General features: G+C 67.5%; 20 protein-coding genes and 4 tRNA genes. 19 read left to right on the top strand and 5 right to left on the bottom strand.

What is annotated here, in order from left to right:
• Positions 1–22 precede the first annotated feature (22 nt).
• The 8 genes from BM133_RS14770 to BM133_RS14735 all read left to right on the top strand — a co-directional run bounded on the left by BM133_RS14770 (position 23) and on the right by BM133_RS14735 (position 8,271).
• Positions 23–1,186 (top strand): ABC transporter substrate-binding protein, encoded by a 1,164-nt coding sequence (locus BM133_RS14770; protein ID WP_093434694.1) that lies wholly within the window; start codon positions 23–25, stop codon positions 1,184–1,186.
• A gap of 71 nt (positions 1,187–1,257) precedes the next feature.
• On the top strand, positions 1,258–2,313 hold the full coding sequence (locus BM133_RS14765) for a branched-chain amino acid ABC transporter permease (protein WP_093434692.1): 1,056 nt from the start codon (positions 1,258–1,260) through the stop codon (positions 2,311–2,313).
• Complete coding sequence (locus BM133_RS14760; protein ID WP_093434691.1) at positions 2,310–4,097, top strand: branched-chain amino acid ABC transporter ATP-binding protein/permease; 1,788 nt, start codon at positions 2,310–2,312, stop codon at positions 4,095–4,097. Before BM133_RS14765 ends, BM133_RS14760 begins: the two co-directional genes overlap by 4 nt.
• The gene (locus tag BM133_RS14755; RefSeq protein ID WP_093434689.1) at positions 4,094–4,825 is read left to right on the top strand and encodes an ABC transporter ATP-binding protein; all 732 of its coding nucleotides are present in this window, start codon (positions 4,094–4,096) and stop codon (positions 4,823–4,825) included. Before BM133_RS14760 ends, BM133_RS14755 begins: the two co-directional genes overlap by 4 nt.
• Positions 4,815–6,401 carry an ATP-dependent acyl-CoA ligase gene (locus BM133_RS14750; RefSeq protein ID WP_093434688.1) on the top strand — a complete coding sequence of 529 codons (1,587 nt, stop codon included), beginning with the start codon at positions 4,815–4,817 and terminating at the stop codon, positions 6,399–6,401. The genes BM133_RS14755 and BM133_RS14750 overlap by 11 nt, the downstream gene beginning before the upstream one ends.
• A 93-nt stretch (positions 6,402–6,494) precedes the next feature.
• Positions 6,495–7,271, top strand: a complete 777-nt coding sequence (locus tag BM133_RS14745; RefSeq protein ID WP_093434686.1) for an SDR family NAD(P)-dependent oxidoreductase — start codon at positions 6,495–6,497, stop codon at positions 7,269–7,271.
• The gene (locus BM133_RS14740) at positions 7,268–7,798 is read left to right on the top strand and encodes a MarR family winged helix-turn-helix transcriptional regulator (RefSeq protein ID WP_093434685.1); all 531 of its coding nucleotides are present in this window, start codon (positions 7,268–7,270) and stop codon (positions 7,796–7,798) included. Before BM133_RS14745 ends, BM133_RS14740 begins: the two co-directional genes overlap by 4 nt.
• Before the next feature lie 8 nt (positions 7,799–7,806).
• Positions 7,807–8,271, top strand: a complete 465-nt coding sequence (locus tag BM133_RS14735) for an acyl-CoA thioesterase (RefSeq protein WP_093435352.1) — start codon at positions 7,807–7,809, stop codon at positions 8,269–8,271.
• Positions 8,272–8,274: 3 nt separating this feature from the next.
• On the opposite strand, the gene BM133_RS14730 is transcribed toward BM133_RS14735, so the two are convergent.
• Entirely contained in the window at positions 8,275–8,658 is a 384-nt protein-coding gene (locus tag BM133_RS14730) for a hypothetical protein (protein WP_093434683.1), read from the bottom strand.
• Between the two features lie 155 nt (positions 8,659–8,813).
• On the opposite strand from BM133_RS14730, the gene BM133_RS34620 reads away from it, so the two are divergent.
• The 5 genes from BM133_RS34620 to BM133_RS14710 all read left to right on the top strand — a co-directional run bounded on the left by BM133_RS34620 (position 8,814) and on the right by BM133_RS14710 (position 10,429).
• Complete coding sequence (locus BM133_RS34620) at positions 8,814–9,017, top strand: hypothetical protein (protein WP_143100134.1); 204 nt, start codon at positions 8,814–8,816, stop codon at positions 9,015–9,017.
• Positions 9,018–9,393: 376 nt separating this feature from the next.
• Positions 9,394–9,470, top strand: a tRNA-Arg gene (locus tag BM133_RS14725).
• Positions 9,471–9,506: 36 nt separating this feature from the next.
• Complete coding sequence (locus tag BM133_RS14720; protein ID WP_093434682.1) at positions 9,507–9,713, top strand: short-chain dehydrogenase; 207 nt, start codon at positions 9,507–9,509, stop codon at positions 9,711–9,713.
• Between the two features lie 25 nt (positions 9,714–9,738).
• Positions 9,739–9,812: transfer RNA gene (locus BM133_RS14715), tRNA-His, on the top strand.
• A gap of 53 nt (positions 9,813–9,865) precedes the next feature.
• Positions 9,866–10,429: an HNH endonuclease gene (locus BM133_RS14710; protein ID WP_093434680.1), complete on the top strand. Its 564-nt coding sequence runs from the start codon at positions 9,866–9,868 to the stop codon at positions 10,427–10,429.
• A gap of 87 nt (positions 10,430–10,516) precedes the next feature.
• Here the strand turns inward: BM133_RS14710 and BM133_RS34615 are convergent, their stop codons facing one another.
• Positions 10,517–10,882, bottom strand: coding sequence for a hypothetical protein (locus BM133_RS34615; RefSeq protein WP_143100133.1), 366 nt, complete (start codon positions 10,880–10,882; stop codon positions 10,517–10,519).
• An 83-nt stretch (positions 10,883–10,965) separates the two neighbouring features.
• Here BM133_RS34615 and BM133_RS14705 point away from each other — a divergent pair, with 83 nt between their 5' ends.
• Positions 10,966–11,388 carry a hypothetical protein gene (locus BM133_RS14705; protein ID WP_093434679.1) on the top strand — a complete coding sequence of 141 codons (423 nt, stop codon included), beginning with the start codon at positions 10,966–10,968 and terminating at the stop codon, positions 11,386–11,388.
• A 71-nt stretch (positions 11,389–11,459) separates the two neighbouring features.
• Here the strand turns inward: BM133_RS14705 and BM133_RS14700 are convergent.
• Positions 11,460–11,535: transfer RNA gene (locus BM133_RS14700), tRNA-Lys, on the bottom strand.
• A gap of 142 nt (positions 11,536–11,677) precedes the next feature.
• Here BM133_RS14700 and BM133_RS14695 point away from each other — a divergent pair.
• On the top strand, positions 11,678–12,385 hold the full coding sequence (locus tag BM133_RS14695; protein ID WP_093434677.1) for an SDR family NAD(P)-dependent oxidoreductase: 708 nt from the start codon (positions 11,678–11,680) through the stop codon (positions 12,383–12,385).
• 51 nt (positions 12,386–12,436) lie between these two features.
• Here BM133_RS14695 and BM133_RS14690 read toward each other — a convergent pair.
• Positions 12,437–12,512 (bottom strand) — tRNA-Ala (locus tag BM133_RS14690).
• Positions 12,513–12,601: 89 nt separating this feature from the next.
• Between BM133_RS14690 and BM133_RS14685 the strand changes: the two genes are divergently transcribed.
• Positions 12,602–13,468, top strand: a complete 867-nt coding sequence (locus BM133_RS14685) for an alpha/beta hydrolase (protein WP_093434675.1) — start codon at positions 12,602–12,604, stop codon at positions 13,466–13,468.
• 25 nt (positions 13,469–13,493) lie between these two features.
• Here BM133_RS14685 and BM133_RS14680 read toward each other — a convergent pair whose 3' ends face one another.
• Positions 13,494–14,471 carry a GMP reductase gene (locus BM133_RS14680; protein ID WP_093434673.1) on the bottom strand — a complete coding sequence of 326 codons (978 nt, stop codon included), beginning with the start codon at positions 14,469–14,471 and terminating at the stop codon, positions 13,494–13,496.
• A gap of 206 nt (positions 14,472–14,677) precedes the next feature.
• Here BM133_RS14680 and BM133_RS14675 point away from each other — a divergent pair, with 206 nt between their 5' ends.
• The 3 genes from BM133_RS14675 (at position 14,678) to BM133_RS14665 (ending at position 22,569) form a co-directional block, all read left to right on the top strand.
• Entirely contained in the window at positions 14,678–17,095 is a 2,418-nt protein-coding gene (locus BM133_RS14675; protein WP_093434671.1) for a UvrD-helicase domain-containing protein, read from the top strand.
• Between the two features lie 123 nt (positions 17,096–17,218).
• Positions 17,219–21,061 (top strand): DUF2339 domain-containing protein, encoded by a 3,843-nt coding sequence (locus BM133_RS14670; protein WP_305728062.1) that lies wholly within the window; start codon positions 17,219–17,221, stop codon positions 21,059–21,061.
• A complete protein-coding gene (locus BM133_RS14665; RefSeq protein WP_093434667.1) occupies positions 21,058–22,569 on the top strand; it encodes a DUF3999 domain-containing protein in 1,512 nt (503 codons plus the stop codon). The genes BM133_RS14670 and BM133_RS14665 overlap by 4 nt, the downstream gene beginning before the upstream one ends.
• The last annotated feature ends 1 nt before the right edge of the window (position 22,570 follow it).

Here is a 22,570-nt window from a genome sequence, read left to right as displayed (position 1 = left end):
CCATCCTCACTGGAGCTACGACATGAAGAGCCTGATGCTGACCCTGACGCGCGGTGCCCTCGCCGCGGCGCTCGCCGCCTGTGGCGTTGCGAGCGTTTTTGCGGCCGACCTGAAGGTCGGGCTGAGCGTGTCGCTGTCGGGGCCCAATTCCTCGCTGGGCGTGCCCTATGCGAAGGGCATGCAGGCTGCACTCGCCTACAAGCCCGAGATCAATGGCCGCAAGGTGCAGCTCATCGTGCTGGACGACGGCTCCGACCCGACCACGGCCGGGCGCAATGCACGCAAGCTGATCGAGGAGGACAAGGTCGACGTGCTCATGGGCACCTCGGGCGTGCCGGCCGCCATCGCGATGGCGCAGGTGGGCAAGGAGGCGAAGACGCCGATGATCGGCCTCACGCCCATCCTGCTCGACCCGAACGAGAACCCCTGGGTCATGACCGTTGCGCAGCCCACGCAGCTGATGATCGACGCCGTGGTCGAGCGCATGAAGCGCAACAACGTGAAGACCGTGGGCTACATCGGCTTCACCGACGCGTGGGGCGACCTGGTGTACGACGCGCTCATGAAGGCCGCACCGGGCGCCGGCATCAAGGTGGTGAGCAACGAGCGCTATGCGCGCGCCGATGCCTCGGTGACCGGACAGGTGCTCAAGATCGTGGCGCTGCGCCCGGACGCGGTGATGACCGGCGGTGCGGGCACGCCGGGCGCGCTGCCGTTCCTCGCGCTGCAGGAGCGCGGCTTCAAGGGCGGCGTGTACGGCCAGCACGGGCTGATCAACCCCGATTTCGTGCGCGTGGTCGGCGCAGCTGGCCAGAACGCGCTGATGCCCACCGGTCCGGTGATCGTCGCCGAGCAGTTGCCGGACAGCTACCCGACCAAGAAGATCGCGACCGAGTTCCGCGCCGTGTTCCAGAAGGTCAACAACGCACCGACCAGCGACGCCTTTTCGGCGTACTCGTTCGATGGCTGGCTGGTGTTCGCCGATGCCGCTTCGCGTGCGATGAAGAAGGCCGAGCCGGGAACCGCCGAGTTCCGCGTCGCATTGCGCGATGCCATCTTCAGCACCAAGGAAGTGGTGGGCACGCACGGTGTCTACACCTTCAAGCCGGGCAGCCTCTACGGCGTGGATGAACGCGCCCGCGTGATCGTCAAGCTGGACAACGGCCAATGGAAGCTGGCACCTTGACCAATGCCCCGTTCCCGAAGAAGACAAGAAAAAAGATGAAGAAAGATGAAAGCAATGCCTGAGGTTTTCCCATGACGTGGGACGTCGCGCTGATCCTCCTCACCGACGGCCTGGCCAACGGTGCCGTCTATCTGCTGGCCGGGCTCGGGCTGGTGCTGATCTTTTCCGTGACGCGCGTGGTGTTCGTGCCCTTCGGCGACATCGCGGCCTTCGCGGCCCTGTCGCTCGCGGCCTTCGAAACCGGCCGCGTGCCGGCGACCATCGGCATGGTGGCGGTGCTCGCGGTGCTGGCGCTGGCGACGGAAATCGGCAGCCTGCTGCGGCGCGGGGAGGCCTCGCGCATTCCCAAGGCGGTGCTGATGTGGGGCGTGCTGCCCGCGATTCCGTGCGTGCTCGCATGGCTGGCGGCCCGGCCGGGCGTGCCGGTGGCGGTGCATATCGCGGTGGCCGTATTGCTGGTGGTGCCCATCGCGCCGCTGCTCGCGCGGGTGGTGTTCCAGCCGATCGCCGATGCATCGGTGCTGGTGCTGCTGATCGTGTCCCTCGCACTGCACTTCCTGCTCTCCGGCCTGGGCCTGCTGTTCTTCGGTCCTGAAGGTTCGCGCACCACGCCGCTCACGAGCGCGGTGTTCACGCTGGGCGACGGGTTCACGGTCAGCGGCCAGGTGGTGCTGATGGTGGGCGCGGCGATCGTGTTGAGCGGCCTGTTCTTCCTGGTGTTCGAGCGCACGGTGGCCGGCAAGGCGCTGCGCGCCACGGCGGTCAATCGGGTGGGTGCGCGGCTGGTCGGCATCCGGCCGGTGCGCACGGCGCTGCTGGCGTATGGCTGTGCGTCGCTGCTGGCCGGGCTCATCGGCGTGCTGATCGCGCCGGTGACGACCATGTATTACGACTCGGGTTTCATCATCGGCCTGAAGGCCTTCGTGGCCGCGATCATCGGCGGGCTCGTGAGCTATCCGATGACGGCCGTGGGTGCGCTCGCGGTCGGCGTGGTGGAGAGCTTCGCCTCGTTCTGGAGCGGTGCGTTGAAAGACGTGATCGTGTTCAGCTTGCTCATACCGGTGCTCATGCTGCGCTCCTTCATGGTGACCCATTCGGAAGAGGAAGAAGACGAGGTGGACCAATGAACGGCAACCGCAAACGCATGGGCTGGATCGCCGCGGTGGTCGTCGTGCTGGCCCTCGTGCCGGCGGTGGCGGGCAGCTTCACGGTTTCGCTGCTCAACGACATCGGCATCGGCGCCCTGGTGGCGCTCGGTCTGGTGCTGCTCACGGGCGTGGGCGGCGCGACCTCGTTCGGGCAGGCGGCCTTCGTGGGCATCGCGGCCTATGCGACGGCGTGGCTCACGACGGCGCAGGGCATGTCGCCGTGGATCGGCCTCCTGTTCGCGCTGCTGCTCACGGGCCTCTCGGCGCTGGCCATCGGCATGCTCACGCTGCGGCTCGGCGGTCACTTCCTGCCGCTCAGCACCATCGCGTGGGGCCTGTCGATCGCGATGCTGTTCGGCAACGTCGATGCGCTCGGCCGGCACACGGGGCTTTCGAACATTCCGGCGCTGCAGGTCGCGGGCTGGTCGCTGGCCGATCCACGGTCGATGTACTACCTGATCTGGGTGGTGGTCGGCCTCGCCTGTCTGTTCAGCCACAACCTGCTGCAGTCGCGGCCCGGGCGCGCGATTCGCGGGCTGCGCGGCGGCGCGACGCTGCTGGCGAGCGTGGGGGCGGACGCGTACCGCGTGCGGCTCTCGCTGTTCGTCACGGCCGCGTTGTTCGCGGGGCTGGCGGGCTGGCTCTATGCGCACATGAACCGCTTCGTGAGCCCGTCGCCCTTCGATGTGCGCGCGAGCATCGAGTACCTGTTGATGGCGGTGGCCGGCGGGCTCGGGCAACTGGCGGGCGCGCTGGTGGGTGCCGCGCTGGTGCTGGTGCTGAAGAACGGGCTGCAGGACGTGTTGCCGATGCTCACGCAGCGCGCCGGGCAGCTGGAGGCCGTGGCCTTCGCCGCGCTCTTCATCCTGCTGCTGCACTTTGCGCGTGGCGGGTTGATGGGGTTGCTGCGGCGCTGGACGCGTCGGCGCGGCGGCACGCAGGGCGTCTCGCGCCACGAGGCGCCACGGGTCGATCCGCTGCCGCATCGGCAATTGCCGGCGCGTGGCACGCAGGTGCTGTCGGTGAACGGCGCGGTCAAGCGCTTTGGCGGCCTCGTGGCGGTGAACGACGTGAGCTTCGACGTGAAGGCCGGCGAGATCGTCGGGCTGATCGGGCCGAACGGCGCGGGCAAGTCGACCATGTTCAACCTGCTGACCTGCACGCTGCCGATGACCTCGGGGCAGGTGCGCTTTCTCGACCACGACATCGCCGGCATGCCGCAGCGGCAGGTGGCGCGGCTGGGCCTGGCGCGCACCTTCCAGCATGTGAAGCTGCGGCCGCGCATGAGCCTCTTGGACAACGTGGCGCTGGGTGCGCATTCGCGCACGCGCTCGGGCATCCTGAAGGCGGGCCTGCGGCTGGACCGCACCGAAGAGAACCAGATCCTGCAGGAGGCGCAGCGCCAGCTCGACCGCATCGGCCTGGGCGACCGCGCGCACGAGCTCGCGGGCAGCCTGCCGCTGGGCACGCAGCGCATCCTGGAGATCGCGCGCGCGCTGGCCGCCGACCCGGTGCTGCTGGTGCTCGACGAGCCCGCGGCGGGCCTGCGCCGCAAGGAAAAGATGGCGCTCGGCGACCTGTTGCGCAAACTCCGCGAGGAGGGCGTGACCATCCTGATCGTCGAACACGACATGGACTTCGTGATGAAACTGGTGGACCGTCTGGTGGTGATGAACTTCGGCTCCAAGCTCGTGGAGGGCGTGCCGTCGGCGGTGCGCGCTGACGAGCGTGTGCAGGCGGCTTACCTGGGGAGCGTCGTATGAGCGCGATGCTGGAGATTGGTGACCTGCATGTCTCTTATGGACAGGTCGAGGCGGTGCGTGGCGTGTCGCTCGACTTGCAACCCGGCCAGATCATCTCGGTGATCGGGCCGAACGGCGCGGGCAAGACCACGCTGCTGGCCGCCGCCATGGGCTTGCTGCCTTGCAAGGGCACGCTGCGCTTCGAGGGTGAAGACCTGCAAGGGCTCGATGTGGAGGCGCGCGTGGAGCGGGGCCTGTGCCTCGTGCCCGAGAAGCGCGAGCTGTTCGGCGAGCTCACCGTGCTCGACAACCTGCAGCTGGGCGCGTATGCCAAGCGGCTGCGCGGCGATGCAATGAAGAAGCGACTGCAATCGGTGTACGACCGCTTTCCGCGGCTGGCCGAGCGCCGTGCGCAGCGCGCCGACACGCTCTCGGGCGGCGAGCGGCAGATGCTGGCGGTGGGGCGGGCGCTGATGTCGGCGCCGCGCCTCCTGATGCTCGACGAGCCCAGCCTCGGCCTCGCGCCGCTGATCGTGCGGGACATCCTCACCATCGTGCGCAAGCTGCGCGAAGACGGTGTCTCCATCCTGCTGGTCGAGCAGAACGCCCGCGCGGCGCTCGAAAGCTCGGACGAGGGGTATGTGCTGGAGACGGGCGAGATCGCGCTCTCGGGCGCTTCGGCCGAACTGGCGAGCGATCCGCGCGTGCAGGCGACCTATCTCGGAGGGGGCACGCACGATGACGAGTGAGGTGCGCGCACTGCCGCCGGCGCAGCGCACGCTGCCCGCGATGCTGCAACGGCAGTCGGCGTTGTTCGGTGCGCGTGCGCTGCTGCGGGTGGCGGGGCGGCAATGGACGCACGGCGACGCGGCGGAAGCCGCTGCGGTACGTGCCGGGGCACTTGCGCAGGCCGGCGTGGCGCGCGGCGACCGCATCGCGGTGATGTGCGGAAACCGCATCGAGTTTCTTGAAACTTTTCTCGGCGCGGGATGGATGGGCGCGTCGGTCGTGCCGGTCAACACGGCGTCGATGGGGCCGCAGATCGAATACTTCCTGGCCAACAGCCAGGCTAGGCTGCTGGTGATCGAGGCGGGTTTTCTCGAGCGGTTGAAGACGGCAGATCTCGGGCGTACGTTGCTGCGCGAAGTGTGGGTGGTAGGCGAAGGCGATGCGTCCTGGGAGCCGCCCGCCGATGTGCGCGTCTCGAACTACCCGGAAGGCTCGCAAGCCATTGCGCCTGCCGCGGTGCAGCCGGGCGATCCGCTCGCCATCCTCTACACCTCGGGCACCACCGGGCCGGCCAAGGGCGTGATCTGCCCGCATGCGCAGTATTTCTGGTGGGGCGTGAACAGCGCCGAGGTGCTCGGTGTCGGGCGCGACGACGTGCTGTGCACCACGCTGCCGCTCTTCCACATCAATGCGCTCAACACTTTCGCGCAGGCCGCGCTGACGGGGGCCGAGGTCGTCTTCGAATCGCGCTTCTCGGCATCGGGCTTCTGGCCGTCGATGCGGGCGAGCGGCGCGACCGTGGTCTACCTGCTGGGGGCGATGGTGCCGATCCTGCTCGCGCAGCCCGAGGGCGAAGGCGAGCGCGATCACCGCGTGCGCATCGGGCTCGGGCCGGGCGTGCCTGCGGCCGCGGGGCAGGCTTTCAAGGCGCGCACGGGCGTGTCGCTGCTCGAAGGCTATGGTTCGACGGAAACCAATTTTGCGATCGCCACTGCGCCGGATTCGCCGCGCGGCGGTGTCATGGGCTGGTTGCGGCCCGGCTTCCAGGCCTGCGTGGCCGATGAAGACGACGCCGCGCTGCCCTCCGGCGAGGCCGGCGAGTTGCTGCTGCGCGCGGACGAGCCCTACGCCTTTGCGAGCGGCTACTTCAACATGCCGGAGAAGACCGTCGAGGCCTGGCGCAACCTGTGGTTCCACACGGGCGACCGGGTGGTGCGCGATGCGGACGGCGCGTTTCGGTTCGTGGACCGCATCAAGGACGCGATCCGCCGGCGCGGGGAGAACATCTCTTCGTTCGAGGTCGAACAGGTGCTGCTGAGCCATGCGGCCGTGGCCTCGTGCGCCGTGTATCCGGTGCGCTCCGAACTCGCGGAGGACGAAGTGATGGCCGCGCTGGTGGCCCGCGAAGGTACCCATATCGATCCGGTCGAGCTCGCGCGCTTCTGCGAAGGGCGCCTGCCTTACTTCGCGGTGCCGCGCTACATCGACGTGCTGCCCGACCTGCCGCGCACCGAGAACGGCAAGGTGCAGAAGTTCAAGCTGCGCGAGCGCGGCGTGGGGCCGCAGACCTGGGACGGCCGGCCGCGGGCTTCATGACGGGGGCGCTGGATCTCGAAGGGATCGTTTCATGCAGTGACAGTCCGGGCTATCGGACATCGCTAAAATGATTCAGAACTAAACCATTCAGGTATGCAATCAAATTTACTCACTGGCCGTCATGCCCTGGTCACCGGCGCGGCGCGCGGCATCGGCGCCGAGATCGCCCGCACCCTGGCGTCCGAAGGCGCTGTGCTGACCTTGCTGGGGCGCGACCGCGAGGCACTTCAGCGCGTGGCCGATACGCTCGCCGGCAGCGGTCACGGCGTGGCGGCAGCTGACGTGGCCGATCAGGAGGGCGTTCAGGCGGCCTTCGCGCAGGCTCGTGCGGCGCGAGGCCCGATCGCCCTCCTGGTCAACAACGCAGGCGCTGCAGAGAGCGCGCCGTTCCTCAAGACCTCGGTCGAACTGTGGCAGCGGATGCTGTCGGTGAATCTCACCGGCAGTTTTTTGTGCGCGCAGGCTGCATTGCCCGACATGCTCGAGGCGGGCTGGGGCCGCATCGTCAACATCGCGAGCACCGCGGGGCAGAAGGGCTACGCCTACGTCTCGGCCTACACCGCGGCCAAGCACGGCGTGATCGGCCTCACGCGCTCGCTCGCGCTCGAAGTGGCGCGCAAGGGCATCACGGTGAATGCCGTGTGCCCGGGCTATACCGACACCGACATCCTGCGCAACAGCGTCGCCAACGTGGTCGGCAAGACCGGGCGCAGCGAGGCCGATGCGCTGGCGGAATTCTCCAGCGTCAACCCGCAAAAGCGCATCGTGCAGCCGTCCGAAGTGGCCGATACCGTGCGCTGGCTGTGCGGGGAGGGCGCGGCGTCGGTCACCGGCCAGTCGATCTCGGTTTCGGGAGGAGAAGTGACATGACACGCAACGACGCCTCGCACGCCGCGCTCAGCGATGCCGAGGAACTCGGCCACGAGGGGCGCGCCGGCCACGAGGACCACGCGATGCTCAAGCTGTGGCTGCGCATGCTCGCGAGCACCACGCAGATCGAGGCCGAGATTCGCCGCCGTCTGCGCGAGCGCTTCGGTATCTCGCTGGCGCGCTTCGACTACATGGCGCAGCTGCATCGGTACAAGGACGGGCTCAAGATGCGCGTGCTGTCGCGCTACCTGATGGTGACCGGCGGCAACGTGACGGGCCTGACCGACGAGCTCGAGCGCGAAGGCATGGTGGCGCGTGCCCCGAGCCCCGACGATCGCCGCGCATGGATCGTGAGCCTCACGCCCGCGGGGCGGCGCACCTTCGAGACCATGGCGAGCGAGCACGAGCAGTGGATCCTGGAGATGTTCTCGGGCCTGGACATGAAGACGGTCAAGCAGATGCACAGCCAGCTCGGACTGCTGCGCGTGCATGTGATGCGCGGCGAAGCCGGGGTCGAGGAGGGTTGAGCATGAGCATGAGCGACGCCACGCATGTCGACCTCGCGGCGGCGAGCACGGAGTTCCGGCGGCCGCGGCTGATCCGGTTTTCGGACTGCGATCCGGCGGGCATCGTGTTCTATCCGCAGTACTTCGTGATGCTCAACGGGCTCATCGAAGACTGGGTGAACGAAGGCTTGGGGCTCAGTTATCACGGGCTCGTGGCCGAGCGCCGCATCGGGCTGCCGACCGTGAAGCTCGAGGTGGATTTCCGCGCCGTGAGCCGGATGGGCGATCGGGTGATGCTGGGCCTTGCGGTGGAGCGGCTGGGTTCGCGCTCGATGACGCTGGCGGTGCGCTGCTTCGGTGCCGAGTCCGGCGAAGTGCGCATGCAGATGACGCAGGTGATCGTGACGACATCGCTCCAGACGCATCGCGCCGTCGCCATTCCCGATGACATGCGCGCTGCGATCCTGCGCGACGCGCCCGCATTGGCGGGTTGAAATTCAGGGCGGCGGGTCGGCGTCCTGGACGTGTTTCTTCAGCCAGCCGCCGAGTTCTCGTTTCCCTTTGGCATTGGCGGTGCGCCATGCCTGTCTTGCGGCCGCGATGAATCGATCTTCCGCAGCATCCGGCACCTCGGAGGGCCGGTCTTCCTTGTCGAGCCAGCCGGCCTCCACATCGCAATGCCGCTCGATTTGCCGCGCGAGGTTGTCGCCGATGGGCCGGGAACTCTTGATCTGGCTCCACATGCTGGGGGAGATTTCGATCTTCTTCGCAAAGGACTGGTCCAGCCCCTTGGCTGGCAGGCCCGCGGCAACGGCGCCCTCGAGAAAGCGGCGATGCAGCGCAAGGACATTGCGACGACGCGCGACGGTGATATTGGGCACTGTTCAAAAACAACAACAACGAGACAAGAAAAGATTGTCCCGGTTGTTGACGTCGCCGTAAACACTATTTACAGTCAACCTCACTCGCGGCTCAAGCCGTCCCCTTTTTCCAACCCTTAACAGCCGACAGCGGCAATTTTTGATCAGGAACCATCGTGAACACCGCATTGACCCTCACCAACATTCGACCCGCATCGGGCCGGGCGTTCGTGCGCGTGTGGTCGTGTGGCGGTGGGTTCGGCATGCCGTCGTCGAAATCGAATCTGCGCCAGAGCCATGTGCATGCCACGCAAACCGCAGCCCGCCTGCGCGTTGGCAAGTTCGAGGATCAGGTGCTACCGGGTGGAGGTTGCGCATAGGCGCATACCTTCCAAGCTCTCTCCAGCAGAGGCCCGGACACCGAAAGGTTTCCGGGCCTTTTTGTTTTGTTTTTTGCTTTTGCTTGTCGTGCTTTGCCATTTCGGGTGTGCCTTCACCACACCGCCAGGACCCACCGCGTAGACGGTCTGGCGGGATGTGCAGGAACTGATCCCTCCTGTGCAGCGACGTCGTACGGGACAGCGCCCAGCGCGCTGTCCGTCGCGTGAGGACACAACCGAAATGGAAAAGCGGTCATTCGTTTTTTCGCACCGAACCCGAGCGGGACCGGGCCATTGCAGATGGTCCTTCCGCGGAAACCGGCCGCAAAGATTGGGCGGCGCCGGAACTCGTAACCGGACACTTTTTGCTTTTCATCCCGCGTTAGCTCAATGGATCAGAGCACTTGCCTACGAAGCAAGGGGTTGCACGTTCGAGTCGTGCACGTGGGGCCATTTTGTTTTGCTGTCACCAACAACCAAGGAGTCACCATGCGCAAGCGCAACACCCCGATCCGGATGATCACCGTGCGCCCGGCCCAGCCGCGCAGCCGCATGGTGCTCGCCTGGCTTCGCCGTTTCGGTATCGGCGCCGATGCGCGGCGTGCAGCGGCGAATTCGTCCGCTTCGCTTGGTCATTCGCGCCTGCGCGAGTGCCTCGATCTCGACCAGCGCGTGCGCGAAGTGGGCGAGTGGTAGCTGGCCGACCGGCTTTCTCTTCACGGTGCGCGTAGCTCAACGGCAGAGCCGCGGGCTGTGATCCCGCTGACGACGGTTCGATTCCGTTCGTGCACCCCATCTATTTTTTCCTTCAACTCATTCGACCATCGCCGCAAAGGAGGCGAGCCATCATGCACCCTCACGTCCTGCAACTCGATATCCAGGGCACGCCGCAGGCCTGGATTTCACTGGAGCAGGCGGTGTTGCACTACGCCACCGGATCGGTCGCGTGGGAAGACGGCGTCCTGCCGCTGGCCACGCTGCGCGGCGGTTTCAACGTCGCGCGTGGTGTGCAGTCGCGCATCGACGTGGCGCCCATCATCGCGCTGCGTGGTGCCTCGAAGATCAACCTGTTCGACGTGGTGCCCGGCGTCACCAAGGGCAAGCTGGTGCGGCGCGATCGCCACACCTGTGCGTACTGCGCGGGCGTGTTCCACGAGCGCGACCTGCAATGCGAGCACGTGCTGCCCGAATCGCGCGGCGGTCCCTGGACCTGGACCAACCTGGTGAGCGCGTGCGCCGTCTGCAACAACAGGAAGGCCGCGCGCACGCCCGAGGAAGCCGGCATGCCGCTGGTCTATCTGCCCTACGTGCCGAGCCGTTTCGAGAACTTCCTGCTCGAGGGCCGCAACATCCGCGCGGACGTGCACGAGTGGCTGGCCAAGCGGCTGCCCAAGGGCTCGCGGCTTCAGTGAGAGGGCGTTGCTGTGCATTGGCTCGGCCCTCATGCAAAAAGCCCGCTGTCATTGGACAGCGGGCTTTTTGTTGTGTGGACGGAACGCTCAGCGCCCGACGCCGAACACGCGGTAGGCGATCACCCCCGCAGCCGCGAGGCCGCCGATGATGATGCAGAGAACTTTGGTGACCCGACCATTGCCGCGCCTGGAGCGGCCCCAGTGTTCCGGCCCGATCAGGTCGATGGGGACGGTGGGTTTGCCTATGTCGGAAGCCTTTTCCATGGCAGAAATATAGCGCAGGCCAGCAACCACTTCGCCGGGCCCGTGGATTGTGTTGTCGCCGAACGTCGCTGTTCGCCCTGGATGCGGGAGGGCAAAAAATAACCCGCCGAAGCGGGTCCAACGAGCTTTTCGCTTCGAAGTTGATGTCCCTGGAATCCTGATTGTTGTGATGCGTGACAGCAGGTACAAGATGCCATGTCGCGCACTGGACTTTGTGGATCTGCGTTTTCGAAGGCCAGAACTGACAGTCTTAAATGTGAAATAGTGCTTGTATGAACAAAGAAATCATCCTCGAGAGTTTGACGCGTGCGCTCGAAAGCTGGGTTCGCAATGCGTCCGCGGCACAGCTCTGGCAGGTGCATCAGGCGGGCGGGCTCGGCGCGTCCATTCATTCGGACAGCGACGTCGTCCAGGTGCGTGTCGCGCTCGGCGCCCCGCGCAATGCACTGTCGGACATCGGCAAGACCGATGGGCGGTTGCCGGTCACCGAAGCGTTCCTGGGCAAGAGTGTTGCCACCTGGGGCACGCCGCCGCCGCAAGGCAGCCCCGTGCGGGAGCAGTGGTTCCTGTCGAACGAATTGGCCCAGGAACATGCACGCCAATATCTGGCGGCCGAGATCGGCGAGAAGCGGGATGTGCTCGCGCGTTTCGTCGACGACTGGATGATGCGGCAGGGTGAGGCAGGTTCGCCGTGATCCCAGCGGGCAAATAAAAAAGCCTGCTACCGGTGAGGTAGCAGGCTTTTTCAGCGTTTCCGCCATGTTGGTGGTGGGCCCTGAGTGACTCGAACACTCGACCTACGGATTAAGAGTCCGCTGCTCTACCAACTGAGCTAAGAGCCCCAGCGCTGTAAACGACTAGCGTTTTCAGGCAAGACCACGAGTATATCCCAGAATTTTCCGGCGTCCAAAAATTTTGTGAGTCGCAGCGTTAGGATGCGCCACCGATGGGGCCACGCCCCTCCTCAATCAGGAGCATTTTCTTATGAGCGATGCAAACACCACGCCCCATGTCGTGATCACCGGTGCCGCGGGCGCGCTGGGTCGTGCGGTGGCGCAGCACTTCCTCGACCAAGGCGCGCGTCTTGCCCTGGTCGACCATCATGCGGGCCGCTTGGCTGAAGTCTTTCCGGGGCTGGACAACTCGCAGCACCTGCTGCTCGCAGGCGATGTGACCTCGGCGCCCGACATGGCCGAACTGACCGGCCAGGTGCTCAAGGCCTTCGGCCGTGTCGATGCGCTCGTGCACATCGCCGGTGGTTTCGAGATGGGCGAGGCAACGCATGCGCTGTCGCGCGCGAGCTGGGACCGGATGATGAATCTCAACGCGTGGTCCTTCGTCGCCGTGACGCAGGCCGTGCTGCCTTCGATGATCGAACGCAAGGCGGGCCGCATCGTCGCCGTGACAGCGAAGGTCGCGGCACGTGGCGTGCCGGCGATGGCTGCCTACATCGCCTCGAAGAGCGCATTGCAGCGCCTGGTGGAAGCCATGGCGGCCGAAGCCGCGCCGCACGGCGTCAGCGTGAACAGCGTGGCGCCCAGCGTGCTGGACACGCCGGCAAACCGGCAGGCGATGCCCGATGCGAATCCGGCCGAGTGGGTGTCGACGTCGGTCGCTGCGCAGACCATCGGCTTTCTCGCATCGCCCGCAGCCGCGGCGTTGCATGGCCAGCATCTGACGCTCGATACCTGAGTCACCCAAAAGAAAAGGCCTTGGCGGTTGCCAAGGCCTTTTCAAATCGGTTGGTGGAGAGGATGAGGATCGAACTCACGACCTCCGCATTGCGAACGCGGCGCTCTCCCAGCTGAGCTACCCCCCCAACACGACGTAAATTCTAACCAGACTCCCGCCCCCGCGCACGTTGTCGTGCCAAGATTCGCGCCTCGCAAAACCAAGAGCAGCAATCGCATGGCCTCGTACGACCCCGCCTGGCTGGAAGGCATGTACAACAACCTCGCGCGGGTGAAAGACCACCCGGCGTACTTCGAGCGGTGGACGCGCGAATCGGCAGCGGTGCGCGATGCCTTGCCCGGCCGGATCGACCTGCGCTACGGCGAGGGCCCGAACGAGACGCTCGACGTCTTCCCCGCGCCGATCCCCGACGCGCCGGTGCTGGTCTTCATCCACGGCGGCTACTGGCGCGCAATGGACAAGAGCCAGCATTCCTTCATCGCGCCGTCGTTCAACGACCGCGGCATCTGCGTCGTCGTGCCCAACTACGCGTTGTGTCCCGGACCGGTCGAGGCGCCCGTCACGGTGCCGGGCATCCTGCTGCAGATGGTGCATGCGCTCGAATGGACCTGGCGCCACGTCGCGGCCTATGGCGGCGATCCTTCGCGCATCACCGTTGCGGGGCATTCGGCCGGCGGCCACATGGCGGCGGCCTTGTTGTCCTGCGATTGGAAAGCCGTTGCCCCCGATCTGCCCGCGCAGCTCGTGCGCAACGCGCTCTCGATCTCGGGCCTGTACGACCTGCGGCCGCTGCAGCGCACGCCGTTCCTGGAGAACACGCTGAAGCTGACCGATGCGGACGCCCGTCGTGCGAGCCCGGCGCTCTGGCCCGCGCCACCGCGCGGCCAGCTCTACGCGGCCGCCGGTGGCGAAGAGAGCCCCGAATTCATCCGCCACAACGCGATGATCCGCAACGCCTGGGGCCACAACACCGTGCCGGTGTGCGAGGTGCTCCCGGGCCTGGACCACTTCGGCGTGGTCGATGCATTCGCCGATCCGGCCCACGCGTTGCACCGCCATGCGGTGCAACTGCTCGAAGCCTGACCGACACAGCCCTGGGGCAGGGCACTTACATCAACAGGTGCTCACCCGCGTTGTCGCCGCCCAGCGTGACGTAGTTGACCTTGCGGATGTCCATCAGCGTGCGGCCGCCCGCGTAGCTGATCGAGCTCTGCACGTCCTGCTCCATCTCGATCAGCGTGTCGGCCAGCTTGCCCTTGATGGGCTCCAGGATGCGCTTGCCCTCGACGTGCTTGTATTCGCCCTTGTTGAAGTCGCTGGCCGAGCCGTAGTACTCCTTGAAGAGCGTGCCGTCGACTTCGACCGTCTTGCCGGGCGACTCCTCATGGCCCGCGAACAGCGAGCCGATCATCACCATCGATGCGCCGAAGCGCACGCTCTTGGCGATGTCGCCATGGTCGCGAATGCCGCCGTCCGCAATGATCGGCTTGGTCGCCACGCGCGCGCACCACTTGAGCGCCGACAGCTGCCAGCCACCCGTGCCGAAGCCGGTCTTGAGCTTGGTGATGCAGACCTTGCCCGGGCCGATGCCGACCTTGGTCGCGTCCGCGCCCCAGTTCTCCAGGTCGATCACGGCCTCGGGCGTGCCGACGTTGCCGGCGATCACGAAGGCCTTGGGCAGCTTTTCCTTCAGGTAGCCGATCATGTTCTTCACGCTGTCGGCGTGGCCGTGCGCGATGTCGATCGTGATGTATTCGGGCACGAGGCCCTGGGCCACCAGCAGGTCGACGGTCTCGTAGTCGGGCTTCTTCACGCCCAGCGAGATCGAGGCGAACACGCCCTTGCCCTGCATGTCCTTGACGAATTTCACGTTGTCCAGGTCGAAGCGGTGCATCACGTAGAAGTAGCCGTTCTGCGCGAGCCACAGGCAGATCGACTCGTCGACCACCGTCTTCATGTTGGCAGGCACCACCGGCAGGCGGAAGGTGCGTTCGCCCAGCGTGACGCTGGCGTCGCATTCCGAGCGGCTCTCCACGCGGCACTTGCGAGGGAGCAGAAGGATGTTGTCGTAATCGAAAATTTGCATGACCAGGCTCCTGAAAGGAATCGTTGAGAAGAACGAAAGAGCGCTTGGTCCGGCCGGCTTTTGCGGCGCCTTTTGAAGAAAAGACGGGCACAAAAAACCGGGCGCAAGAATCTTGGGCCCGGTGATTGATTTTACGCGGTGTCCCGATGGCGGGTCTTCCAGTTCTTCGTATAACCCGCATACGCGGTGGTTTCTACAATCGGTGGATGTTGTTTAACGATCCCGCGGCTGATGCCAACCCCCCGAATCATTCGGACATGCCCCTGCTGCAGAACCTGAACCCGGAGCAGCGCACTGCGGTCGCCCTGCCCGCGGGCAATGCGCTCATCCTGGCGGGCGCCGGCTCCGGCAAGACGCGGGTGCTCACCACCCGCATCGCCTGGCTGCTGCAGACGGGCCAGGTCTCCGCAGGCGGCATCCTGGCCGTGACCTTCACCAACAAGGCCGCCAAGGAAATGATGACGCGGCTGACGGCGATCCTGCCGGTCAACGTGCGCGGCATGTGGATCGGCCCCTTCCACGGCCTGTGCAACCGCCTCTTGCGCGCGCACTGGAAGCTGGCCAACCTGCCTTCGACCTTCCAGATCCTCGATACGCAAGACCAGCTCTCGGCCATCAAGCGCCTGATGAAGCAGTTCAACGTGGACGACGAGCGCTTCCCCGCCAAGCAGACCCAGTGGTTCATCGCCGGCGCCAAGGAAGACGGCCTGCGCCCGAAGGACGTGGAGATCCGCAGCGACGACGACAGGAAGAAGGTCGAGCTCTACCAGCTGTACGAAGAGCAGTGCCAGCGCGAGGGCGTGGTCGACTTCGGCGAGCTCATGCTGCGCAGCTACGAACTGCTGCGCGACAACGACCCGGTGCGCGAGCACTACCAGCGGCGCTTTCGCCACATCCTGATCGACGAGTTCCAGGACACCAACCGCCTGCAATACGCGTGGATCAAAATGCTCTCGGGCCACACGGTCGGCGGGCAGTTCACGCCGAACCCGAACAACAGCGTGATCGCCGTGGGCGACGACGACCAGAGCATCTACGCCTTTCGCGGCGCGCGCGTGGGCAACATGGCCGACTTCGTGCGCGAGTTTGACGTGCAGCACCAGATCAAGCTGGAGCAGAACTACCGCAGCTACAGCAACATCCTCGACTCGGCCAACGAGCTCATCAGCCACAACAAGAAGCGCCTGGGCAAGAACCTGCGCACCGACCAGGGCCCCGGCGAGCCGGTGCGCGTGTACGAGTCGCCCACCGATCTGGCCGAAGCGCAGTGGATGGTCGAGGAAATGCGCCAGCTCGTGCGCGACGGCTTCGACCGCAAGGAGATGGCCGTGCTCTACCGCAGCAATGCGCAGAGCCGGGTGATCGAAACCGCGCTCTTCAATGCCTCGGTGCCGTACCGTGTGTACGGCGGCCTGCGCTTCTTCGAGCGCGCCGAAATCAAGCAGGCGCTGGCCTACCTGCGCCTGCTGGAGAACAAGGACGACGACACCAGCTTCCTGCGCGTCGTCAACTTCCCGCCGCGCGGCATCGGCGCGCGCACGCTCGAAACCCTGCAGGACGCGGCGCGCGCGGCCGGGCGCTCGCTGCACGATGCGGTCAGCGTCGTCGGCGGCAAGGCGGGCGCGAACCTCACCGGCTTCGTCGCCAAGATCGACGTGCTGCGGGAGCAAACCCAGGGCGTGAGCCTGCGCGAGATCATCGAGCTGGTGCTCGACCACAGCGGCCTTGTCGAGCACTACAAGACCGACCGCGAAGGCGCCGACCGGCTGGAGAATCTGGAAGAACTCGTGAACGCGGCCGAGAGCTTCGTCACGCAGGAGGGCTTCGGCCGCGACGCGGTGGCGCTGCCTGTCGACGAGCTGCGCCAGTCGCCCGCGAGCCAGGGCATCGATCCGAGTCGCCCGGTGCTCGACGAGCCGCTCGCGCCCGATGCCGAGACTGGCGAAACGCTGAGCCCGCTGGCCGCGTTCCTCACGCACGCCGCGCTCGAATCGGGCGACAACCAGGCGCAGGCCGGCCAGGACGCGGTGCAGCTCATGACGGTGCACGCCGCCAAGGGCCTGGAGTTCGACTGCGTGTTCATCACCGGCATGGAGGAGGGGCTCTTTCCGCACGAGAACTCGATGAGCGACTTCGAGAGCCTGGAGGAAGAGCGCCGCCTGATGTACGTGGCGATCACCCGCGCCCGCAAGCGCCTGTACCTGAGCCATTCGCAGACGCGGATGCTGCATGGGCAGACCCGCTACAACGTCAAGAGCCGTTTCTTCGACGAACTGCCCGAAGGCGCGCTCAAGTGGCTCACGCCGAAGAACCAGGGCTTCACGCCATCGGCCTTCGGCTACGGCGGCGGCTACGCCAGCACGCGCGGCGGCAGTGGCGGTTACAGCGGTGGCAGCAGCTACGGCGGCAGCAAGGACACCTTCGCCAGCCCGCCGGTGCCACCGCAGAAGACAGCGCCTTCGCACGGCTTGCGCTCGGGCATGCAGGTGTTCCACAACAAGTTCGGCGAGGGCACGGTGGTGGCCCTCGAAGGCTCGGGCGACGACGCGCGTGCGCAGGTCAAGTTCACGCGCCACGGCGTGAAGTGGCTGGCACTGTCGGTGGCCAAGCTCACGCCGGTCTGAAGTTGCTACCAAAGCTATAGCTGACGGCATAGGCAGGACGGGCATCACGGCGGTTTTCGCCGGGATCAGCCGTACACTCCGGACTCGCCAAAACATGGGGAGTCAGGGATGTGGTTCATAGGCATGATTGCCGGCCTGTTCATCGGGGCGATCTTCGAATCGGTGCCCGTGGCGCTGGTTCTCGCACTCGTCGGCGCGTTCGCGTTCTCGCAGCTGTTCGGCAAGAAGAAAAAAGACGCGCCGCAGCGCACCGAGGCTGAAGGCGCGCTGTCCGACGGCCGAGCCGCCGGCGCACCGTCGGCAACGGGTGCGCCCGCAGGCGGCGTGCTGAAGCTGCAGCAGCGGGTGACCGAGCTCGAAGAGCGCGTGAGCCAGCTCGAACGCCGGCTCGCGCAGGGCGCGGGCGAGGCGATCGCTGCACCCGCACCGGCCATCGCGCCGACCGGAGATCTCGCCACATCCATGGGCGGCAAGCCCGTCGCGCAGGCGCCTTCGCTGCCGTTGGGCCAACCGGCGACCGCACGCGCCGCCGAGATGACGCGGCCGCGCATCGCGACCATGCAGGTTCCGCCGCCCGCCGTCGTCGCCAAGACGCCCATCGCAGAGCCGCAGGCCACACCCGCACCCGCACCCGCCGCACCCGCCCTCGACAAGCCCGCCGCACCGCGCCCGCCGGAAACCGTCGCCGCACCCGCGCCAGTCGCCGTGCCGCCGCTGGTGCGCCGTCCGCCACCGCCGCCGCCCCCACCCCCGGTCCCGCTGCGCGACCGCCTGCCCGCACCGATCGCCAACCTGATCTTCGGCGGCAACATGCTGGTGAAGCTGGGTGTGCTGATCCTGTTCCTCGGCCTGGCCTTCCTGCTGCGCTACACGGCCGAGCGCGTGACGGTGCCGATCGAACTGCGCTACGCCGCAGTCGCCCTGGTGGGCGCGGTTCTCCTGGTGCTGGGCTGGCTGCTGCGCCACAAGCGCGCGGGCTATGCGCTGATCCTGCAGGGCGCGGGCATCGGCGTCTTCTATCTAACGACGCTTGCGGCCATGAAGCTCAGCGGCCTGCTGCCGGCCAGCGTGGGCTTCGCGTTCCTGTTCGGCGTGGCGGTGCTCAGCGCTGCACTGGCAGTGCTGCAGAACGCGCCCTTGCTCGCCATCGTCGCGGCGCTCGAAGGCTTCGCGGCGCCGGTGCTGGCATCGACCGGCTCGAACCAGCCGGTGGGCCTCTTCACCTACCTGCTGGTGCTCGACGTGGGCATCGTGCTGATCGCCTGGTTCAAGGCCTGGCGCGTGCTCAACCTGATCGGCTTCGTGGGCACCTTCACCCTCGCGGCCGGCTGGGCGCACAAGTACTACACCGACGACCAGTACGGCATCGTGCAGCCGTTCCTCGTCGTGTTCTTCCTGCTGTTCACCGCGATCGGCCTGTTCTTCGCGCGCCGCACGCTGTTCGATGCGCCGGTGCAGCCCGCGCAGCCGCTGGCCACGCGCGCGCTCGACACGCTGCGCCGCGCCGGCCGGGTCGACAGCTCGCTGGTGTTCGGCACGCCGATGGTCGCCTTCGGCATGCAGTACCTGCTGATGCACCCGTGGGAATACGGCGCCGCGTTCTCGGCGATGGCGCTCGCGGCGTTCTATCTCGTGATGGGCCGGCTGGTGTTCGCCACGCAGCCCAAGGGCCTGGCGCTGCTGGCGGAGGCCTACGCCATCGTCGGCGTGATCTTCGGCACGCTCGCCATTCCGCTCGGCCTCGAAGGGCAGTGGACCGGCGCGGCGTGGGCGGTCGAGGCCGCAGGCATGTACTGGCTGGGGGCGCGGCAAGGGCGCGTCTATGCGCGCGCCTTCTCGTTCCTCGTGTTTGCCGGCGCAGTGTGGAAGCTGCTCGAAGCCACGCAGGTCGATGGGGCCGCCGGGCACCCGCTGCTGCAGGGTTCGGTGATCGGCCCGCTGCTGGTGGCGGCGAGCGCCTTCGCGATGTGGGCCATGCACCGCCGCGCGAAGCTCGACGTGGGCGACAGCCTCGAAGCCATCGTCGGCAGCGCCTTGCCATGGCTCGGCATGGCCGCGCTCACGCTGCTCGTGTGGCAGTGGTTCACGCCGCCCTGGGCCGCGGCCGCGACGGCGGTGCTCGCATCGGCCACCTTCGCGGTGGCGGTGCGTTTCGCGCTGCTGCCGCTCACCTATGTGAGCTTCGGCATGCAGGCGCTGGCGGTGGCGGGTTTCATCGCCACGCTGCATCGCGCGGGCGATGGCCTCGATGCCCGGCAGGCGCTCGAAAGCGGCTGGCAGGGCGCCGCGGCCGCGTGCCTGATCGCGCTCAGCGTGCTCGGCAACGCCGCCTGGTCGATGCTGCAGGCGCACCGCGCGGCACTCGCGCGCGGCGTGCAACCCGTGTGGTCGGTCGGCAATGTGGTGGGCGTGATCGCGGGCGTGGGCCTGCTGCACCTGGCGATGCTGTTCCAGATCAGCCTCACGCAAGCCGCGCTGCTGTGGCCGCTGACCGCCACCGTCGTGCTGTGGGTCGCGCTGCGCATGGCGCACCTGCCGCTCGCGGCGTTCGCCGGCGTGCTGCATGCGGTCTCGGCGATCTTCTTCATCGTGCTGGCGGAGATGGGCGGCGACATGCGCGTGCTGCGCCCCGCCTTCGGGCACCTGGGCTTCTGGACGCCGGTGGTGCTGGGCCTTGCGGCGCTGCTGGCCGGCGACTGGCTGCGCGACGAGGCGCGGCCGCGCGCGGGCGAGCCCACCGGCGTGGCGCGCAAGCGCTGGGTCAACGCGTGGTGCGCCCATCCGGTCGTGCTGTGGGTGCCCGTGGTCTGGGGCCTGGGCTGGTGGCTTTTCGGCATGCTGGACGAAAGTGTCCGCGCGCTGAACCTTCACGCGCTCGCGAGCCACGTGCCCGCGGCCGTCATGGCGGTGGTGCTTGTCACGTCGGTGCTGTCCGCGCTCGTGGCGCATCGGCGCGACTGGTCGCAACTCGGCCAGGCGACGATCGCCACGCTGCCCGGCTTTGGCCTGATCGCCGCCTACGGCATCGCGGGCGGGCCGACGCCGTTCTACGTGCCGTCGAGCGCCCTCGGCTGGATCGCCTGGCCGCTGGCGCTCGCGTGGCACCTGCGCCTGCTGCGCGCGCAGAAGCGCTGGTTCGGCGCCTCGGCGCTCACGCCGTTCCATGTCGCGGGCTTCTGGCTCTTCCTGCTGCTCGCGGCGCGCGAATGCCAGTGGCAGCTCGGCCGCATCGGCGCCGAATGGTCGAGCTGGCAACTGCTGGGCTGGGCCGTCGTGCCGGCGCTCGTGCTGTGGGCGCTGCGCTCGCGCGTGCTGCTGCAGCGCTGGCCGCTCAGCGAGTACCGCAGCGCCTACCTGGAGTTCGCGGCGACGCCGGTGGCGGTGTACCTGCTTGCATGGGTGTGGGTCCCCAACGCCGTCAGCCCCGGCGATGCGGCGCCGCTGCCTTATGTGCCGCTGCTCAATCCGCTCGAACTCGCGCAATGGCTCGTGCTGTTCGCGCTGGTGCTCTGGTGGCGCGCGTTGCCCGAGGGCTCGTTCGCGCGCGTGCAGCCGATGGTCGCCAAGGGCGCGGTCGGCTTCACCGGCCTCGCGCTGCTGACCGGCATGGTGCTGCGCACCTGCCATCACTACGCGGGCGTGGAATGGCGCTTCGACGCGCTCTATGCCTCGTGGCTCACGCAGGCGGCGCTGTCGATCACCTGGGCGATCTGCGGCGTGGTCGCGATGGTGCTCGGCCACGGGCGCCGGGTGCGGACCTTGTGGATCGCGGGGGCTGCGCTGCTCGGCGTGGTGGTGCTGAAGCTGTTCTTCGTCGAATTGGCGGACCGCGGCGGGCTGTTCCGCATCGTGTCGTTCATTGCGGTCGGCGCGCTGCTGCTGTTGGTGGGGTACTTCGCGCCCGTGCCGCCGAAGAAGGAAGAGGCGGCGCCGAAGCAGGCCCCGGCCGAAGGAGGTGCAGCATGAGCGCCCACGCAATGCGTGTCGTCTTGGCCGCACTGATGGCAACGGTGGGCGCTGCAGAGGCGCAGCCAACCACCTCCGTGCCCATCGCGCTGCAGGGCACCGGGCCGTACCACCGGCTCACGCTGCCGCTCGCCATCTACGGCCGCGCCGCCTACGGCGACCTGAGCGACCTGCGGGTGCGCAACGCCGCCGGGCATGCGGTGCCCTACGCCTGGCTGCGCAACGAAGCCGCCGCGCCACGCACGGCCTCGCAAGCGGTGCCGATATTCGCCTTGCCCGGCAACCCTGCATCGGGCGACACCGCGCTCGCTTTCACCGTGCGGCCCGATGGCTCTCTGGCGCTGGACAGCAAGACCGCTGCCAAGCCGAACGACGCGGCGCAGTGGCTCATCGACGTGAGCCAGGTCAAGGGCAGCCTGCTGCAGGCGCGCCTGGAGATCGCGCCCGATGCGCGCGGCCTGTTCGCCTTCCGGCTGGAGGCCAGCGAGGACCTGCGGCAATGGCGCCCGGTGGGCGACGAGGAGCAACTGGTGCGCCTGGCCCATGGCGGCCAGACCATCGAGCGGCTGGCGGTCGACCTGGGCAACCTGCGCACGCGCTTCCTGCGCCTGCGCTGGAGCGATCCGCAGCGCGGCGCGCCGCTCGCCAAGGTGGAGATCGACAGCGTGCAGGAGGTCGAACCGGTGGCGCCGATCGAATGGTCCGGCGCGCTGAAGCCGGAGCGCTGCGCGGAGGACCACTGCGACTACCTGCTGCCGCGCGGCCTGCCGGTGCAGAGCCTGCGCATCGACCTGGCCGACATCAACACGCTGGCGCAGGTCGGCGTGTCGGGGCTGGTCGATGCTGCGCCGGCTTCGGCTTCGGCTTCGGCTTCGGCTTCGGCTCCGTCGCCGCAGTTCGTGCCGCGCAATCCGCTCTACGCATTGCGGAACCAGCAACGTCGAACCACCGCGCTGCCCAGCGGCCCGGGCGAAGCGCCGCTGCTCGACACGGTGGTGTACCGCCTTGCCCAAGCTGGCGGCGAGGCGCGATCGCCGGTGCTGGCACTCGATGGCGCCGTGTATTCGCGCCTGCGGCTGCGCACTTCCGGCCCGGTGAGCGTGCTCGGTGCAACGCCTCCGACGATTGCGGTGGGAGCCACGCCGCGCACGCTGGTGTTTCTCGCCCAGGGTGGCGCGCCGTTCTCGCTGGCCTGGAGCGCGGCAGTCGGCAAGGGTGCGGTGCAAGGTGCGGTGCCGGGTGCGCCGCTCGCGCTGTCCACGCTGATCCCGGGCTACGCCGCGGACAAACCTGTCGCGGCGGATGACGCCTCGGTCACGCTGCCGGTGGCTGCGGTCGATGCCGCTGTCGCAGCCGCGGCGCTTGCGCCCGTTCCCGAGACGGCGCCGCACGATCCGTCGCGCAAGTGGTGGCTCTGGGGTGCCCTGGGTGTCGGCCTGCTGTTGCTGGCAGGCATGGCGTGGTCGCTGTTCGCGAGCCTGCGCAAAGACAGGGCTGCAACGGACTGAG

The sequence above is a fragment of the Variovorax sp. 770b2 genome (genome assembly GCF_900115685.1).
In the GTDB taxonomy this organism is placed as follows: domain Bacteria; phylum Pseudomonadota; class Gammaproteobacteria; order Burkholderiales; family Burkholderiaceae_C; genus Variovorax.
The sequence above is the reverse complement of the archived record's forward strand: the minus strand, read 5'-3'. Positions and strand labels throughout refer to the sequence as shown.